This window comes from Pseudoflavonifractor sp. SW1122, assembly GCF_012027765.1.
In the GTDB taxonomy this organism is placed as follows: Bacteria; Bacillota; Clostridia; order Oscillospirales; family Oscillospiraceae; genus Enterenecus; species Enterenecus faecium.
In genome coordinates this window covers 39,478-56,241 of the sequence record NZ_SJOS01000007.1, presented here as the reverse complement: position 1 = coordinate 56,241, position 16,764 = coordinate 39,478, and the positions used below count along the sequence as shown (strand labels likewise).

The 16,764-nt window shown below is 60.7% G+C and carries 14 protein-coding genes and 3 pseudogenes; all 17 read right to left on the bottom strand.

The features are described from left to right. Nucleotides 1–141: 141 nt before the first annotated feature. On the bottom strand, nt 142–2,001 hold the full coding sequence (locus E0L15_RS03180) for an antirestriction protein ArdA (RefSeq protein WP_168124517.1): 1,860 nt from the start codon (nt 1,999–2,001) through the stop codon (nt 142–144). 12 nt (nt 2,002–2,013) lie between these two features. Beyond that, the gene (locus E0L15_RS03175; protein WP_206020541.1) at nt 2,014–2,550 is read right to left on the bottom strand and encodes a hypothetical protein; all 537 of its coding nucleotides are present in this window, start codon (nt 2,548–2,550) and stop codon (nt 2,014–2,016) included. Then, complete coding sequence (locus E0L15_RS03170; protein ID WP_168124516.1) at nt 2,537–4,636, bottom strand: type IA DNA topoisomerase; 2,100 nt, start codon at nt 4,634–4,636, stop codon at nt 2,537–2,539. Before E0L15_RS03170 ends, E0L15_RS03175 begins: the two co-directional genes overlap by 14 nt. After that, nucleotides 4,633–5,181: pseudogene (locus tag E0L15_RS12630) on the bottom strand (DUF4366 domain-containing protein); the annotation flags it as partial. The pseudogene E0L15_RS12630 and the gene E0L15_RS03170, both read right to left, overlap by 4 nt. Before the next feature lie 117 nt (nt 5,182–5,298). Then, nucleotides 5,299–5,808, bottom strand: a pseudogene (locus tag E0L15_RS12625) (SH3 domain-containing protein); the annotation flags it as partial. After that, nucleotides 5,798–6,079 carry a DUF4315 family protein gene (locus E0L15_RS03160; RefSeq protein ID WP_003510898.1) on the bottom strand — a complete coding sequence of 94 codons (282 nt, stop codon included), beginning with the start codon at nt 6,077–6,079 and terminating at the stop codon, nt 5,798–5,800. The pseudogene E0L15_RS12625 and the gene E0L15_RS03160, both read right to left, overlap by 11 nt. After that, the gene (locus tag E0L15_RS03155) at nt 6,066–6,806 is read right to left on the bottom strand and encodes a phosphoadenosine phosphosulfate reductase family protein (protein WP_168124529.1); all 741 of its coding nucleotides are present in this window, start codon (nt 6,804–6,806) and stop codon (nt 6,066–6,068) included. Before E0L15_RS03155 ends, E0L15_RS03160 begins: the two co-directional genes overlap by 14 nt. A 16-nt stretch (nt 6,807–6,822) precedes the next feature. Continuing rightward, the gene (locus tag E0L15_RS03150; protein ID WP_168124514.1) at nt 6,823–8,721 is read right to left on the bottom strand and encodes a C40 family peptidase; all 1,899 of its coding nucleotides are present in this window, start codon (nt 8,719–8,721) and stop codon (nt 6,823–6,825) included. Then, nucleotides 8,722–9,738: a DNA cytosine methyltransferase gene (locus E0L15_RS03145; protein ID WP_168124513.1), complete on the bottom strand. Its 1,017-nt coding sequence runs from the start codon at nt 9,736–9,738 to the stop codon at nt 8,722–8,724. Next, nucleotides 9,726–10,361 carry a hypothetical protein gene (locus E0L15_RS03140; protein ID WP_168124512.1) on the bottom strand — a complete coding sequence of 212 codons (636 nt, stop codon included), beginning with the start codon at nt 10,359–10,361 and terminating at the stop codon, nt 9,726–9,728. Before E0L15_RS03140 ends, E0L15_RS03145 begins: the two co-directional genes overlap by 13 nt. A 2-nt stretch (nt 10,362–10,363) precedes the next feature. After that, nucleotides 10,364–12,787, bottom strand: coding sequence for a VirB4-like conjugal transfer ATPase, CD1110 family (locus E0L15_RS03135; protein WP_168124511.1), 2,424 nt, complete (start codon nt 12,785–12,787; stop codon nt 10,364–10,366). Further along, nucleotides 12,717–13,139, bottom strand: a complete 423-nt coding sequence (locus E0L15_RS03130; RefSeq protein ID WP_087238554.1) for a PrgI family protein — start codon at nt 13,137–13,139, stop codon at nt 12,717–12,719. The genes E0L15_RS03135 and E0L15_RS03130 overlap by 71 nt, the downstream gene beginning before the upstream one ends. 5 nt (nt 13,140–13,144) lie before the next feature. Continuing rightward, on the bottom strand, nt 13,145–13,702 hold the full coding sequence (locus tag E0L15_RS03125) for an MT-A70 family methyltransferase (RefSeq protein WP_087235115.1): 558 nt from the start codon (nt 13,700–13,702) through the stop codon (nt 13,145–13,147). Nucleotides 13,703–13,714: 12 nt separating this feature from the next. Beyond that, nucleotides 13,715–14,581 carry a VirB6/TrbL-like conjugal transfer protein, CD1112 family gene (locus tag E0L15_RS03120; protein ID WP_021661448.1) on the bottom strand — a complete coding sequence of 289 codons (867 nt, stop codon included), beginning with the start codon at nt 14,579–14,581 and terminating at the stop codon, nt 13,715–13,717. Nucleotides 14,582–14,647: 66 nt separating this feature from the next. Then, nucleotides 14,648–14,746, bottom strand: a pseudogene (locus E0L15_RS12620) (Maff2 family protein); the annotation flags it as partial. 85 nt (nt 14,747–14,831) lie between these two features. After that, nucleotides 14,832–16,451, bottom strand: coding sequence for a recombinase family protein (locus E0L15_RS03110; protein WP_000945966.1), 1,620 nt, complete (start codon nt 16,449–16,451; stop codon nt 14,832–14,834). 111 nt (nt 16,452–16,562) lie between these two features. Next, nucleotides 16,563–16,751, bottom strand: coding sequence for a transposon-encoded TnpW family protein (locus E0L15_RS03105; RefSeq protein WP_000427739.1), 189 nt, complete (start codon nt 16,749–16,751; stop codon nt 16,563–16,565). Between the last annotated feature and the right edge of the window lie 13 nt (nt 16,752–16,764).

The following is a 16,764-nucleotide window of genomic DNA, read 5'->3' as shown; positions in this document are numbered from 1 at the left end:
GGTAATGGGGACAGGCGATGAGGACTGCCCGGAAGCTCTGCTTGCAGGGATGGACACAGCCCTTGCAGATCTTGTTGTACCTGCGGCGGCCGTTCTCCCCCAGGAAGAAGGACCATTCCAGCCGCCACTTCTTGCTCCGGCTCATAGGTCGTGCTCCGGGGGCTTCTTTTGCTGAACCTTGTCCGGGGGCTTGCGCTCGCCGCACTCCCGTTTGGCCTCCGCCAGCCGCTCCCGGATGGAGGGCTTCTTCTCCGGCGTGGTCCTGCGCGCCTCACCCTGGGCCTTCTCCAGCTCCTCACCCCTGCGGCCGTTGTTCAGCACCCCGTCGATCATCCCGTAGTCGTCCTCCAGGGTCATCTCGGCGGTGCGGAGAGGGTTCTCCGGCTCCACCGGCAGGGCGATGATCTGCCCGTTCAGACTGATGAACTGCTCCGGCTGCTTGAAGTGTTCCGTGTACTTCTGCACCTGCTCCGGGGTCAGGGAGGTGAAGCTGTCCTCACTCAGCCCCACCACCAGGAAGGTGCCGGCCATGATGTCGTAAATCTCCCCATGCTCATCCCGCAGGCCCCGGTTCAGCCCCAGGCCAATGAGCTTGCCCTCATCGTTGCAGACCAGCCCCACCGGGTCAGAGAAGGGATAAGCGGTGGCAATATCGCCGCCCACCTCCGCCTGTAACGAATGGAGGCCGGGGGCGATCTCCTTCACATAGGGCTCCTTCATGGGCTCCACCACCAGGACAGTCATCTTCTCCGGGGCGGCGTGCTCCTGGGCCTCCTCGCTGCGGATAGCAAAGGCGCGGGAACCGTTGCCCATGATGAGATACTTCCCATCGTCAGACTGATGGTGCAGACCGTACCCGGCCGCCTCCATCTGCTCCCGGCTCATATCCGTCACATAAAAGGTCCCCCTGGGGGTCCGCACCGTTTCGCCGGTCTCCCGGTCATCCGGGGAGGGCGCCGGGGCCTGCCCGGACAGCTCCGCCTCATACTCCCGGCCCGCCTGCTCCGCAAAAGCCAGCATCTCGTCCGCATGGGACTTGTCCGGGTTCTGGATAGCCTCCCGGATCACCGCCGGATCAAAGTCAAGAAATTCCTCATAGCCGGTGGCGTCCTTAAACTTCTCGATCTCCGAAGGCAGGTAGTCCTCCTGGGTCTGCCCCAGGGCGGCCAGCTTCTCATCCAGGGCGGAAATGCGGCCGGCCATCAGATTTTCGTAGATCTCCTCCTTGGCCGCGTGCTCCTCCGGGTGCTCGGCGGCGTACTGCGGGTCGTGCTGGCGGAAGAACTCGTCCATATCGTAGGCGATGTCCATCGCCCACTCGGATTTTTCCTCCTCAGTCAGCTCCTCCGCGTCCTGGAAGGTCATCACCCGGTATTCCTCCGGGATGCTTCCGTGTTCGCCGTCGTAATACTCATGGAAGCTGCTCCCGGTATCCCGCACATACCCCAGGTCGGTGAACTCGCCGCCCTCCTCCAAGGCGATGTCCCGGCCGTAGGCCTCATAGTCGATGTAGTTCCGCAGATGTTCCGGCACCTGCATGGCGTCCAGCTCCTCGATGTAATACCGGCCCAGGTCATCGTGGTCGTGGATGTCGGGATAAATGTCGTAGCAGTCCAGGTTCTCGGTCAGGTTGATGATCTCCTGCAAACTGCCCGAATGGTCGCCGATCTCCATCGCCGCCTGGAACTGTTCGTACTCGCCCTGGCTCATCTCGTCCAGCTTGGAAGCCAGGTAGTTGAGCTCGTCCAGGCTCTCATACTCGCCCAGCTTGTCATAGAGGCCGTCCACATAGCAGTCATAGTCGGTGATGAACCACTCCTCGTAGGGCTGGCCGAAGTCGTCCTTCTGCCCAATGCCGATCCGTTCAAACACCTTCTGCATCTCCTCCGGCGTGGTGGGGAACTTCACCCATTCGCCCACCAGGTCGCCCTCGTTGTACTTGCCCAGGTTGGTGATGAAGGCGGCGAAGGGATAGTCCTTGTCATATTCATAATGGGGCATATACGCACCTCCTTACAGCTCCGGCTCAGACTTCCCCTTGCGGGGCGTCTGGGCCTTATTCTTGTTTCTGCACTCCTGCCTGCTCTGTTCCAGCCGCTCCCGGATGGAGGGTTTGTGGTCCGCCTGCTTCGACTGGGGGCGGTCGTGCTGCCACTCATCCCCAGACAGCGTTAAATATCCCCGGCTGGTGAAGCAGCCCTGTTCCTCCTGCACAGCGTATTTGCCGAAGGGAACCGGGTCAATGGCGTCCAGCAGTTCCGGGGGCAAAAGGGTGTCCAGATGCTGCGCCAAGTAGCGCCAGCCCACATCCTCCACCTTACTGATGTTGGCCTCCAGGATGAAATACTCGGTATTGGCGGGAAATTCCCGGAACTGTTCCAGGGTGGTCAGCCGGAAGGGGGATTCCTGCACAGCGGCCAGGAGCCCCTGGTCCTCCGGGGAAAGGGTGGACAGCGCCCGAAGCGCCGCCTCCTGCTCTGCGGAACTCCCCTCCTGGGGGAGCATCGCTTTCAGATCATTCAGGGAAATATCCGATTTACTTTTTGCCATTCACGCCCTCCTTCCGTTTGGGGAACTCCAGCTTGAAGCGGACATACTTCTCGCCGGTATCATCCAGCACCACCACCGCGTCATAGGCGGCGCCCTTCTTTTCAGACCACATCCCCTTGACGGAAGTGCGGCCCTTCTTCAAAAGGTCGGCGGCCATCTTCTTTGTCAGCTCCTTTTTGCGGGAGGTCCAGAAACGGTCATCCTTCCACAGCACGAAGCGGCAGGAGCGGTCGGAACAGTAAAAATTCTTCTTGCCCTCATAGACCGGCTTGCCGCAGCGGGGGCAGAGACCCACGGCCTCCCGCTCCGCGGCAAACAGCTTCTGTCCCTCCTCGGAGATGTGGGAATAGGTTTTCACCAGCTCCCGCGCCATGCCAGAGATCCCCGCCATGAAAGCGGCGGGGTCGCCCTCGCCCCTGGCGATGGCGGTCAGCTTCTGCTCCCACTCCGCCGTGAGCATGGGCGAGGTCAGCGTGTCCGGCAGGACCGTAACCAGGTTGATCCCCGCCTTGGTGGGAATGAGGCTTTTGCCCTTGCGCTCCACAAACCCGGCCGCCACCAGCTTTTCCAGGATCGCCGCCCTGGTGGCCGGGGTGCCCAGACCCTTGCGCTCGGCGTCCTCCGGCATATCCTCTTTCCCGGCAGTCTCCATCGCCGCCAGGAGGGTGTCCTCCGTGTACGCCTTGGGCGGGGCGGTGAAGTGTTCGGTGACAGCGGCCTCCACCTGGTCAAAAAGTTGACCCTCGGTGAAGTCCGGCATCGGGTCGGACTCCGCTTCGCCTTCCGGCTGCTCCTTCAGGGAGGCGCGGAAAATGCGGTCAATGTCCTTCCATCCCTGGGACAGCACATGGCGCCCCTTGGCAGTGAAGGTCTGCCCACCGCAGGTAAAGGTTGCCGTCACCGCCTCGTACACATAGGGCTCCGCCGCCGCACACAGCAGCTCCCGGCAGACCAGCAGGAGAAGGTTCCGCTCACCCACGGGCAGAGCGGACAGGTCCGCTTTCTCCAGCTCCAGCGTAGGAATGATGGCGTGGTGGTCGGACACTTTTCCATCGTTCACCAGCAGGAACACATCCGGGAAGAACTCCCTGCACCCGTCAAAGGGCGGCACCTTGGCCGCCAGGTGGAGGACCGCCAAAGCGGTCTCCGCCATATCAGCGGTCAGATACCGGCTGTCCGTCCGGGGGTAGGTCAGCAGCTTCTTCTCGTAGAGGGATTGCGCATAGTCCAGCGTCTGCTTGGCCGTGTAGCCGAACACCCGGTTTGCCTCCCGCTGGAGGGTGGTCAGGTCGTAGAGCTTGGGCGGCGCCTCTTTCTTCTGTTCACAGGTGACGGAAGCGCAGACCGCCTCCGCGCCGGCACAGGCCGCCCGCAGGGCCTCCGCCTCCTCCGGGGCGGTGATCTTCTCCGACACCGCCTCAGCCCCGCCAAAGGTCAGGCGCACATGATGGTACTTCTCTTTGCGGAACAGGGTGATTTTGCTGTCCCGGTCCACCAGCATGGCAAGGGTGGGCGTCTGCACCCGCCCCACATTCAGGGTGCGGTGGTAGAGGACAGAAAAAAGCCTTGTGGCGTTGATCCCGATGAGCCAGTCCGCTTTCTGGCGGCAGAGGGCAGACTGGTACAGCGGGTCGTACTCCACGCCGGGGCGCAGGTTCTGGAAGCCCTCCCGGATCGCCGCGTCCTCCATCGAGGAGATCCACAGGCGGGAGAAGGGCTTCCGGCATCCCGCCATCTCATAGACCAGCCGGAAGATGAGCTCGCCCTCCCGCCCGGCGTCGCAGGCGTTGACCAGCTCGGTGACGTCCTCACGGTCCATAAGGCGTTTCAGGTTCTGGAAGGCGTCCTCCTTGTCCCTCACCAGCACATAGCGGAAGGGCTCCGGCAGGATGGGGAGGTCGTCATACTTCCACTTTTTGTAGCCGGGGTCATAGCCCGCCGCGTCCATCGGGGATACCAGATGCCCCACGCACCAGGAAACGATGAGCCCATTCCCCTCAAAACAGCCATCGGCCCTGGATGTGACACCCAGGGCCGACGCAACGGCTTTTGCAACACTCGGTTTCTCGCAGATCACCAGCTTCATTTCGTATCCTCCGTTTCGTCCTCCTGTTCAGGTTCGTCCTCGTTGATATACTCCTCCTCATCGGCAAAATCGTAGTCATCCGGGTCCGCGCTGGCTTTGGCTGCCTGCTTGGGCTTGATGAACTTGATATAGGCGAAGGCTCCGCCGCCGCCCAGCACCAGCAGCACCAGGACCAGCGCCAGGGCGCCCATGCCCCCGGACTCCTCCTCCGGCTCCGGTTCGGGTTCCGGCTCCGGCTCCGCGCCGGCGCACTCGGCCATATTCACTGCGCACACCTCGCAGGAGGTGTTCACCGCTCCGGCCTGGCATTTCTCCTTACAGATGCAGACCGCCGGGGCCTCCTGGGCTTCGCCATCCTCCATCAGGGCAAGAAGGTCCGCCTCGTCCACCTGGTTCAGGAAGTGGACGGTCTGCGCCCCCTCGTCATCCCGGTCGATGATGAGATAGAACACGTTGCCGCCCTTTGTCTCCACCGTGATGAACTGCTTGCCGGAGGACGCCCCACCCAGGTCGTCAATGAGGGACAGGTTCCCGTCCGGGGTCAGGGCTGCCCCTCCGCCCCCGGAGAAGCCGGAGGAGACCAGCTCCAGCAGGGCGGAGAGGTCCGTCCCGTCCAGAGAGAGGGAGAAGCTGCCCGTGTCCGTGATGGTCAGGTAGTCGGAGTGGACATAGCCCTCCCGCTCCGGCAGAAGTACCTTGACCCATTCGCCCTCGGTGCCGATGACTTCCACCTGCGCCCCATCGGGAAGCTGGGTGAAGGCGTCGTTGTCCAGCCCTGCGCCGGTGCGGACATTCAGGTTGCCGCCGCAGGTGGTCACGGTGCCGGTCTGCTGGGTCTCCCATTTCTCCGCGTCAGGGGTGAACAGGATACCGTCCTCGGTGACGGTCACGGTCCCCAGGTCGCCCAGCAGCTCGGTGATCTGATTCAGGGCGTCCCCGTCAGCCTCCGTGTTATTGTCTGCGCTATCATCGCCGGCGGGATCTTCCTCATCGGTGACAGTGACCTCCGGGGCTTCGGCGTCCTCCGCAGGGTCCGCCTCCGTCCCGGCCGTTTCGGTGTAGTAGGGTTCGCCCTCCCCGCCGCCGGCGAAAGCGGGGACAGCAAAGGCCGTGGCACAGAGCGCCACGGCCAGGGCCGCCGTAAACAGGCGGATGATCTTCTTATTCTTCATACTCGGTATCCTCCATCTCATTCTCGCCGGGGTCCGCCGCGGCCTCCGCCTCCATCATGCCCTCCGGCAGGGTGATGAGGCCGCTGGCGTAGGCCTTCAGGAAGGCCGTCAGCTCCCGGTTGTCCATCTTTACCGCCTTGACCATGCGGACGATCTCCAGGTTCTCCTCCTCGGTGAGCTGGGCCTCCAGGGTGCGGAGGCGCTTCTGCTGCTCGGAGATCTTCTCCTTGGTCTTTTCAATGTCACGGCGGATCTTCTCAACAGTTGCCATGTTCGCAAAACTCCTTTCCAAATCGTTCTTTCCATGAGTAGTTCCGGCCCAGGCCCTGGACCGTTTTCAAATTGGGGCGGGCGTTGTCCTCCAGGGCGATGGCCCTTCGGAACAGGTCCGGGTGGTGGTCCCGCAGGTGGATGATCTCCTCCGCCCTCATGCTGGGGCAGAAGAAGCAGGAGGATTTGCCCGGCTGGGGCAGGCCCGCATTTTCAATGGCCTGCATACAAGCCGCCCGGTCCCATCCCCACTCCATCAGGGGATACCACTTGCTGTACTTGGGGTCGGCCAGGTCGCCCAGCAGTACCTTGTCGCTGCGGTAGCCCTCACCTGCGTCGTAGCCGATGAACTTCACCACCCGTTTGCCCGCCGCCCATGCCTTTTGGCAGGGCAAATAGTGATTGCAGAACTTTTCCTGCGGCCCGATTTTGTGTTTCAGGGAACACCGCTTGAAGCCGTAGGCGATGGAGGGCAGGGTGCCGCTCTGCAAGCACTCCTGCTCCAGGGTCAGCTGCTTTCCATCCCGCGTGGTCTTGTAGACTCTGGAGATAGGCGGCATCCCGTGGTCCTTCAGCCAGCGGTCCATAATGTCCAGATAGGCATAGGTGTGGGGATGCTCCGCCCCGGTATCCGCAAAGAGAATCAGGTCCACGGGGATGCGGTGCTGGTGCAGGCCGATCAAAAGGGCGGTGCTGTTGACACCGCCCCCGTAGGAAACCATATTGATGCTTTACCACCTCCCATCAGTTGTACGGCGGCCGGCCGTAGGCATAAAAGTGAGACTGCCAGTAGCTGGTGTTCAAATTAGTGTAGGAAATCGGATCTCCGCAGTGCAGCATCATATTGTCACCCACATAAATGCCCACATGGGAAACGCCTGGAGTGTCGTAGGTCCCCACGAAAAACACCAGGTCGCCCGGCTGGGGATCGGATACCGGGGTGGAGATATTGTAGAGCCCCTGAGCGCCCAGCCGCCCGGTGTTGCACAGGCCGGTGCTGGTGAGCACATAGCTGACGAAGCCGGAACAGTCGAAGGAGGTCTCCGGGCTGCTCCCGCCCCACACATAGGGATACCCCAGGTATTTCTCCGCCTCGGTGATGAGGGTGGCAAACCGTTTATCCGTCAGATACTCGGCGGGGATGTCCCAGGCCGTAGGCGGGTTCTCCACATACTTGCCCACATACCCGGAGGACGGGAACAGGTCCGGCCGGTTGCCCAGGGTGGACATATACACGGCGTACATGGAGAGCTGATCCTCGCCCATGATGTAGACCGGCACATGGGAGAGGTCGAAATTCTCCAGCGTGACGGTGCAGATGTACCAGGTGTAGGGAACCTCTACCTCGTACTCGTTGCCCTCGCTGTCCGTCCTCGTTTCTGTCCGATACCTTGTTTCGGTGGTCACGGTCTCGGTGAGGATGTACTGCTTGTCAAAGAGCATTTCCAGATCCCCTTGTACCTCATCCAGGGTGAACACCCCCTCATGGAGGGCGGACAGGATGGACAGCAGCACATAGGGGTCATGCTCGATCTCATCCAGGTCAAAGTGGTACTCGTCGTAGTCGTGGGTGGCCTCGTAGGTGTCCAGGTACTCTTGCAACTCGGCCTCCATCTCGCAGTAGGCGGCCTCGGCCCCGGTCAGGTCCGCGTCCTCAGAAAGATAGGAGGAGGCCACCAGGCCGGAAGTCCCGCCCCCGAACATGGAGGTACAGGACTGCATCAGCCCCATGATGAGCATGAGGATCAGGCCGATCCCGCCCACGATGAGGAGGGTGTGCTTGTTCTTGGTGACGAAGCCGCCCAGCTTCTGGGCGATGGTCCCGCCGCCCTTCTTCGCTGCGGAGGCGGCGGTCTGGGACGCCTTGCCTGCGGCCTGGGCAGCGCCGGTCCCTGCCCGGTGGGCGGCGGCGTACTGTTTTTGCAGACGTTTCTTCTGCCACAGGCGGGAGATGGGATTGCTGGACGCAAGCTGGGGATTTTCCAGGACGGACTTCTGCCAATAGAAATCCGCATTGGCCTTCACCGCCGCCTGCTCCGCTTTTGATACATCCCGCCAGGGTTTCAGCTTGCGGTCTGCCCGCGCCTGGTGGAAGCGCCGGCCGCCATAGCCCACGGCCTTCTCGATCTGCCGCTCCCCCAGGTGGCCGGCCTGGACGCCGGAGTTCTCGCCCTCCACCTTGCTCACCTCGCCGTGGAGAGTGGACTTGACCTCTTGCACCGGCCGGGATAAGGGATTGCCATGCTCCTTACCGGGAGGCTTCACGGGGACAGCGGCCTTCGCCGTATCCAGCTTATCCGCCGCCTTGTCCGACTTGCGGACAGCTTTTTTCAGCTCTGGCGCCGCCCGGTCTGCCTCGGAAAACTGCAAACGGGAGGAAGGGCGATCCCTGGCCGCCTCACCCTCCCGGAAGGTGTCGCGCCGTTTGCGCCGCGCTTTTTTCGCCTGGCGCCGTTCCACATGGCTCGCCGCCTCGTCCGCCGCCCGGTTCAGCACACCGGCGGTCTCATCAGCGGTGGAATAGTCCTGCTCCGGGGAACGGTCCGAAACATGGGTAGCCTCGCCGGTCACCAGGTTCACCGAAATGGCCCCGTCACGGGTCATCTTCTGGGCCTCCTTCTCAGAGGCTTTCCATTCCTGCATTTATCCGTCACCTCCTCCATAGGGGCAGATGCTGGCGCACGCCCCGGTCTCAATCGCCGCGATATAGTGAAAAATGGGATAGGCCTGGGGCGGGCAGACCGCGTTGCCCAGGGTTTTCAGCCGCAGGGCCCGGTCCTTCGTGTCCTCCGTTATGCGGGGGATGTCTGTGGGCTCCTCTCGCCAGAGGATACGGCCGTCCATCCCTGGGGGAAGCCCATGAGCCATTCCACCCAATCGGGGTTCAGCGCCGCCTTCTCCGACAGGGGCTGCTCCTGGTGGATCACCTGGGCCGAAAGGTTGCTGGACGGGGGCTTGCCCCGGAAGGCCGTGGGTTTCAGGGTGGAGCGGTAGCCCTCCGACGCCGCCGGCGTCAGGTAGAACACCGCCGCCGAAAGGCTCAGGCTCCAGATCGTCCCATCCTTGTTCCGCTTGCGGAAGATCCCATTGTCCGACAGGTACACATCCAGGTTTGCCGCGTCCCTGCAGGTGGATTTGTCGGAGGCAAGGGGCGTGGGAAACATCAGCCGCGACGATAAAAGTTCGCTGGCGCTCATGCCACGCGCCGACGCCGCAAGCCGGAAATACGAATGGGAGAACAGCGTATCCCGCTTTTGCCAGGTCAAAAATCGTTTTGTCGAGCCCCATATTGATGAAGCCAGCAACATTTTCCCCAAGCACCCAACGGGGCCGCAGCTCGGTAATAACTCTGCACATCTCCGGCCACAGGTAGCGTTCATCCGCAAAGCCCTTCCGCTTTCCCGCGGTGGAGAAGGGCTGGCAGGGGAAGCCGCCAGAGATGATGGTGACTGTTTCAAGTCCTGTTTTCTCAAAAAACGCCTCCTTCGTAAATGTGGTGATGTCCCGGAACTTCGGCACATCCGGCCAGTGCCGCTCCAGGATGGAATAGGGGTAGTCCGCCCACTCACACTGGCAGACGGTCTCGAACCCGGCCGCCTCCGCCGCCAGGTCCAGACCGCCAATGCCGGAGAACAGGCTCACATGGGTCAGTCGCTCCATACCTCGTCCCCTTCAAGGTCTCCCTCGTCCTGGGGCTCCTCCACATCCTCCAGGCGGACCAGGTTATGGCGGCGGATGATGGACTCCTCCAGGACGTCCTGGGCGGCATTGCTGTCCTCCGGGAGGCCCAGGCTGCGGTAGAGCTTTTTCAGCACCTTCTCATAGCCGCCGGCCTTTTTCTTCAGCCGGAGGAAGTCCTTCTCCGTTTCCGCCTCGGACAGGCGGCGGGCCAGCGAGTAGTAGAGGACGATCAGGTTGTGGATGTCGCCCACCAGCATACGGAAGCCATAGCCGGGGATGATGTACTCATCCTTATACTTCTTGGGCTTCGGCTCCTCCACGGGTACCGGGGTGGCCTCCGCCAGCTCCTTTGCCATAAGGTCCTTCAGGTCCCTGGGGTCGCCGAACACCAGGTAGCGGCCGGGGATGCCCCAGCCCTGAAACTTCTCCTCGGCGATCTCGCCGTAGCGCTTCGCCGCGTCCAGCACATGGAACACGTCCTCCTCGTCCTTGATCCGGCCCGCCAGGAAGGCGAGCTGGTGGAGAAGGCCGTACAGGTGGACCTCATCGTTGATGTGGGAGAGATAGGTTTTGCCGTCGATAATGTAAATCTTGTTTTTCATATTCATTCCTCCGTTTCCGCCGCGTGCTCCACCTCGCTGGGCTTGGTGGTAAGCAGCTTATAAAGCTCCGTGTCCTTTGGGAAGTCGTCCGCAAAGGGCAGGATCACATTGTTGAAGAACAGCAGCCCATGGCCCGGCTCGGAATTGGTCACATAGGCAAGCTGTTCCGCCGAAATGCCCAGCCGCTCCGCCAAAATCTTGCGGTCGCCGGCGGCCTGGTTGAGCATATAGATGAAATCGCTGTTTTCCAGGATGTTCTCGATCTCCGGGGAGGAGAGCAGGTCCTTGGGGTTCTGGGTCGCCCCGGTGGGCACCCCGCCCCATTTTCTAAACCGTTTCCAGATCTCCGCCGAATAGGCCGCCGTCTGCTCCTCCTTCAGCAGGAGGTGGAACTCGTCCACGAAATACCAGGTGGAGCGCCCAATGGCCCGGTTGATGGTGACGGTGTTCCACACCGCATCCTGGACAATGAGCATCCCCGGCTTTTTCAGGTTTTTGCCCAGACCCTTGATGTCAAAGCAGACCAGCCGGTTGCGGATGTCCACGGTAGTGCGGTGATTAAAGAAGTTCAGCGAACCGTTCACATACAGATCCAGCGCCTGGGCCACCCGGTCGGCCTCCGGGATGCCCTGCGCCAGCAGCGCCTCCATCAGGTCGCCCAGGATGGGCATATTCTCCGGCCGGGGGTCGGCAAAGTAGGGCTGGTAGATCTTCTGCACCGCCCGGTCGATGACCGTTTTCTCGATGGCCTCCAGCCCCGTCTTGCTCCCCATGATGAGCTCGCAGAAGGACAGGACAAAATCACTTTTCAGCGCCAGGGGGTTCTCCTCGTCTGAATAGTTGAGGTTGATGTCCAGGGGGTTCACATAGTCGGTGCTGGACGGGGACAGCCGGATGACCTGCCCGCCCAGCCGGCGCACCAGGGGCGAATACTCGTCCTCCGGGTCGCAGATGATGACATTATCTTTTGTGGTCAGGATGATGAAAGTGATCTCCCGCTTGCAGCTCATGGACTTGCCGCTGCCCGGCGTGCCGAACACCAGCCCGTTGGGGCTTCTGGACTGTTTGCGGTCCAGAAGGATCATGTTGTTACTCAAAGCGTTGAGGCCGTAGTACATGGCGTCCCCGCCCATGAACAGTTCCTGGGTGACGAAGGGCACGAACACCGCCAGTGCCGAAGTGGTGAGGCTTCTCTCGATTTTGATACGGTTGAGGCCTAGGGGGAGGCTGCTCATCAGCCCGTCCTCCTGCTGGAAGTCCAGCCGGGTGAGGAGGCAGTTGTAGGTCTGCGCCACGCTGGCCGCCTGGGATACGGCGATCTCCAGCTTCTGCTTTGTCTCCGCCATGTGCATGACCAGGAAGGTCAGGTTGAACATCCGCTCATTCCTGCTTTGCAGGTCCTGGAGGATGGTCTTTGCCGCGCCGCCGTAGGTGGCAAGGTCGCTGGGGAGGATGTCCATATCGTATCCGCTCCGCACCGCCCGCTTCTGCTCCGCGATCTTCATGGCGTCCAGGTCGGTGATCTTGCGCTTGACCATCTTGATGGCCTCATTCTGGTTGATGCCCCGGATGTGCATGGTCACCAGGATGTTGCCCTCGGTCTCCATGAACTCCGCCAAAATGCGGTCGTGGATCTCCGGGGCGGTGATCTGCAAAAAGCTCACCGCGCCGTACATCTCACCAATGCGGAAGGTACGGGTCTCCCCAAAGTGGAAGGAGGACGGGGCGATGAAGTCCTTGACCGACAGCCCGCTGGGCGCCAGCCAGTCCCAATCGAAGGCAAACTTGCCTCCTTCCGGGTGGAGGATGCCGTGAAGCAGCTCCAGCCGCTCCTTCCCGTCCAGCACATGGGCGGCGGCGCCCATGACCTTGAAGCGGTTGAGGGTGTCGGTCTCGATGCGGGCGAACCTCGCCCGCGCCGCCGGAAGGTTTTCCGCCTCGATGGTCAGGGTCACATACTTGGTTTTCACATAGCCGTTGCTGCCCCGCTCATACTGGAAGCGGAGTATCCCGGCCGCGTCCTCCCGGACGGGGTCCAGGTCGTCCCCCTGGGGACGGATGCCGAACAGGTCCTCCTCCGGCCCATGCTCCACATACCGGCTGCTGAGCGACATCTGCACCCCGATGGTGGGGTCGTAGCCGTTGTAGAAATCGCAGAGGTGTTCAAATATATCCCGCTGGCCCTCCGGCGAAGCCAGGCGGTAGTTGACATCCTCGAAGGCGATGGTCTTGGAGAAGGTCCCGCCCTCCAGCCGGCACAGGCCGTCCGGGAACATATTGCGGAAGGGGATGCTCTCCTGCACTGTATGGGCTTTCCCGTCCCCCTTGGCCTGACGGACCACTGCCTCGATCTGCTTACGCTCGGCGCGGGTCAGCTTGCGCCTTGCCCCTGCCGGTTTTGCGGGTCTTGCCGTTTTTGCCTGCAATCGCTCTCACCTCCTGTTCCAATTCGTACTGCCGCACCAGGGCGGAGTACAGGTTGTTGGTCTGGTAGATCCGCGTCTTTGGGCGGATAAATTTGTTTTCAATGAGATGTCCCAGGAACACCTCCAGGGGCTGCCCGTTCTTCTCGTACATGGCGAACAGGAAGAAGGGAAGCATCACCAGGATCATGCACAGGGCCGCCGTGGTGGTGCCAAGTGCCCCCTTGGTCAAAAAGAAAAGCGGCACGCCGATAATTGCTGCCGCTCCGAAACAGATCACCTGCCGTTTGGTCAGCCCGAACAGGACCTTGCTCTGTACCTTGCTCAGGTCCTTCGGGATCGTTACATAGGCCAATAAAATCAGCTCCTTTCCGCAAGCTGAATGTCGCTTGCTACTTCATTTCCCCATACATCCCAGCCGGGAGTCGCCTGCCGGGCGAACAGCTCAATCCGGGGGACGTCTCCCATCAGGGCCTCGATCCGGCGCCGCGCCTCATCCGGCTTTTTGCTGTGCTCCTCAACATGGGAGAGGATGACCTGCTTGACGTCCCTGGCTGCCCGTTTCGGGTGCCCGCGGGTCGCCAGCAGGCAGATCTCCGCGTTGGCGCGGGTCCAGTATCCCATCCCGGTGAAGATGTTGTCCGATTTGCGGCACTGCTTCACCCACACGAAGGCCACCGTCTTGAAGGTGAAGCCCCAGGCGTCCATAACACCCCAGCCCTCACGGAGCATGGGGAAGGTGATCCAGAGGAACAGGGCGCAGTCCCCGGCCGCAAGCCGGGATACTGGCAGCGCCTTGATGGCCTCTATGCTCATGGTGGGATAATGGCTTTCCGCGCTCCGGCCCGCGCCCTTTTTGCTCCATACCTTGTAGGACCAGGGCGGGTCCGCGTAGATGACATTGTATTTCTTCTCCATGCCGGCCTCCCTCTAATGCGCTCCAAATAGAGACTTTGCGAGGCTACCGGTCTTAAAGAGGGTGAAACACAGGAGCACCGTGTACCCCATGCACCCCCAAATAGCGCCGGAAATGTTGTCGCCGCTCAGGGAGATGCCCTCCACCAGCACCGCGTAGATGCCCACGCAGATCATAATGAGGAACGCCTGGAAGCCCAGGGCCAGCAGGGAGCGGAGATAGTTCTGCCCCGTGTTGCCCCATTCCCGGTTCACCATCGTGGCAAAGGGGATGGGACCTATCGAGGTCACCAAATACACCTCGATCATCCTGCCATAGATCACCAGGAAGATGCAGATGGAGAGGATCTGCGTACACAGCCCCACGAAGATGCTCTGGAACCACAGCCCCAGCAGGGCGCCGATGCTCCAGTCCGCGAGCTGGGTCTCCAGGTCGGCGGTCACGCCGGATATGTCGATGCCCGCGTCCGAGATGATGACGCCGGCGCTCTGGCTGACCACGTTCTGCGCCACATCGAACACCGCCATGACGATGTTCCAGGTGTTGGTGACGATGAGCACCGCGCAGAAGGTCTTGAAGATCCACTTGAAGAAGATCCAGGTGTCGAAGTCGTGGAGGTTGTTCTTTTCTACGATGAGCTGGATCAGCTCATAGCACATGACAAAGGTGAGGACGATGCCGGCGATGGGGACGATCACGGTCTCCGAGAGATTGCGGACCATGTTGAAAATGCCGCTGTTCCACGCGGAGGGCGTCATACCCACCTCCCCGGCGATCTCGCCCACCTTGGTATTCAGGGTATCAAACATCCCGGTCAGGTTTGAAATGATACCGTCGATGAGCAGTTCCTGGAACCACTCCTGTATCGCGTCAAAGATCAACGGGGATCACCTCCTTTCCGGGAGGCCCCGTGTGCCGGGGCCTCCCGTGGGGTCTGCTGGCAGACATCAGGCGGAGAGCAGGCCGGACAGCAGGGGGATCAGGGTCAGGCCGATGAGGGCGACACCGCCGCCGGCCATGAGCTGCTTGATGCCCTGGCTTTTTGCTAATGTGCGATAAAGAAGTAATAGAAGTGTAAAAAATTTTGCCGTTCCTATCCGGCACTTAGGGCTGTGTCGGATAGGTCAGGCGTTAGGCTTCCGGCAAGTCTATCTTGCCGACAAAGCTGTAATAAATCTCAATGTCCTGCCTGCGGGTGCCGTTCTCGTCATAGCTGCACTCATGCACGACGATTTTCTCAATCATTTCCCGCAAGAGGGTGGGGGTCAATTCTTCAAAAGCAAGGTGCTTTCTCACAATCCCCATGAATTTCTCGGCGTTGACGGTGGCGGCCTGCGACTTGGAAAGTTCCTCCTGCAAAGCGGCAGCCCGGTCTTTCAGTTCCCGCTGCTCCTGCTCATAGTCCGCCGACAGCTCCATGAAACGCTCGTCGCTGATTTTGCCGCTTACATTGTCCTCATACAGCCGCTTGATAATGCGGTTCACTTCGGCAATGCGTGTCTGGGCCTGTTCAAGCTGCTTCGTGGCTGCGGCGGTCTTTCTCTTGCCGCCGATTTCGTTCTGCTGGATGAGCAGCTTTACAAAGCGGCTCTCATGCCTGGCGGCGTATTCCGTCACTTGCCGGAGATTGGAAAGCACGCCCGCCGTCAAAAGGTCGGTGCGGATAAAGTGTGCCGTACAGTCACGGGTACGCTTCTTGTAGCTGCCGCAGATATAACAGTCCTGCTTGCGGTTCTTGTTCTGATACCGCTGCTGATACAGCACATGGCCGCAGTCGGCGCAGAACAGCATACCAGAGAACAGCCCCACTTCATCATAGCGGTTCGGGCGTTTTCGCTGCTTGCGTAACTCCTGCACACGCTCCCATGTTTCCGTGTCGATAATCGGCTCATGGTGATTTGGGAAGATAGCCTGCTTCTCGATGGGGTTCTCAACGCTGTGCTTGACCTTGTAAGAGGGCTTCTCCGTCTTGAAGTTTACCAGACAGCCAGTGTACTCCCGGTTTTCCAGCAGATGGACGACGGTGTTTGTCGCCCACTTGCACTCATAGCCGGGGTGGTAGCGTCGGGTGCTGCCCGTCCTGCGGTATTCCAGCGTCCCCGGCGTGGGGATTTGCTGCTCCGTCAGCATACGGGCAATCTTGGTCGGGCCATTTCCCGCAAGGCAAAGCTGGTAAATCTGCCGGACAACCGGGGCGGCTTCCTCGTCAACGATATAGTTCTCGTCCTTGTCCATGAGATAGCCATAGACTGGCTTGCTGGTTACAGGCTTGCCGCTCATGCCTTTTGCTTTCTTTACTGCCTTGATTTTCTTGCTCGTATCTCTCACCAGCCATTCGTTAAATAAGTTCCGCAGAGGGGTAAAATCATTGTCCATGCCGCCGTTTGCGCTGTCCACGTTGTCATTGACAGCGATAAAACGCACGCCCTTTTGAGGGAACAGCATTTCCGTGTAAAATCCCACCTGCAAGTAATTACGCCCCAGCCTGCTCATGTCCTTGACTATGACGGTGCCGACTTTCCCGGCTTCAATGTCTGCAAGCATGGCTTGAAATCCGGGCCGCTGGAAGTTCGCACCTGAGTAGCCGTCGTCGGTGTACCAGCGCAGATTGGTAAAGCCGTTCTGCTTGGCGTAGGCTTCCAAAATCCGTTTCTGGTTGGAAATGGAATTGCTCTCGCCTTGCAATTCGTCCTCATGGGACAATCTCGGATAAAGGGCGGTAATGAGGTTTTGGGTGGCTTGTCTTAACATAAAATCCTCCGTTTCCGACAGCCAGCCCCACTATTCCGTGGTTTCATTGTACCACGGAACAGGGGCGGCTGTACAGCGGTAAAAGTGATAAATCTGCTTCTTTACAGCTTGTCAAATCGCCTTTTTTTGTGTAGCAGCGGCTTCCGCTTCCAGTACCCTCGCCATCTTGTCGGCGGCGGTGCTGGTGGTGTCTTTCTTGAAAAAGCCGGACACGACAAGAACGGTATTCCCCATGCGGATTTCCGTCACGCAGTCGGGGCGGCGGGTGGTACGGTGGTCGTGCTGCTTGATATTCTCCATAGGCAATACTCCT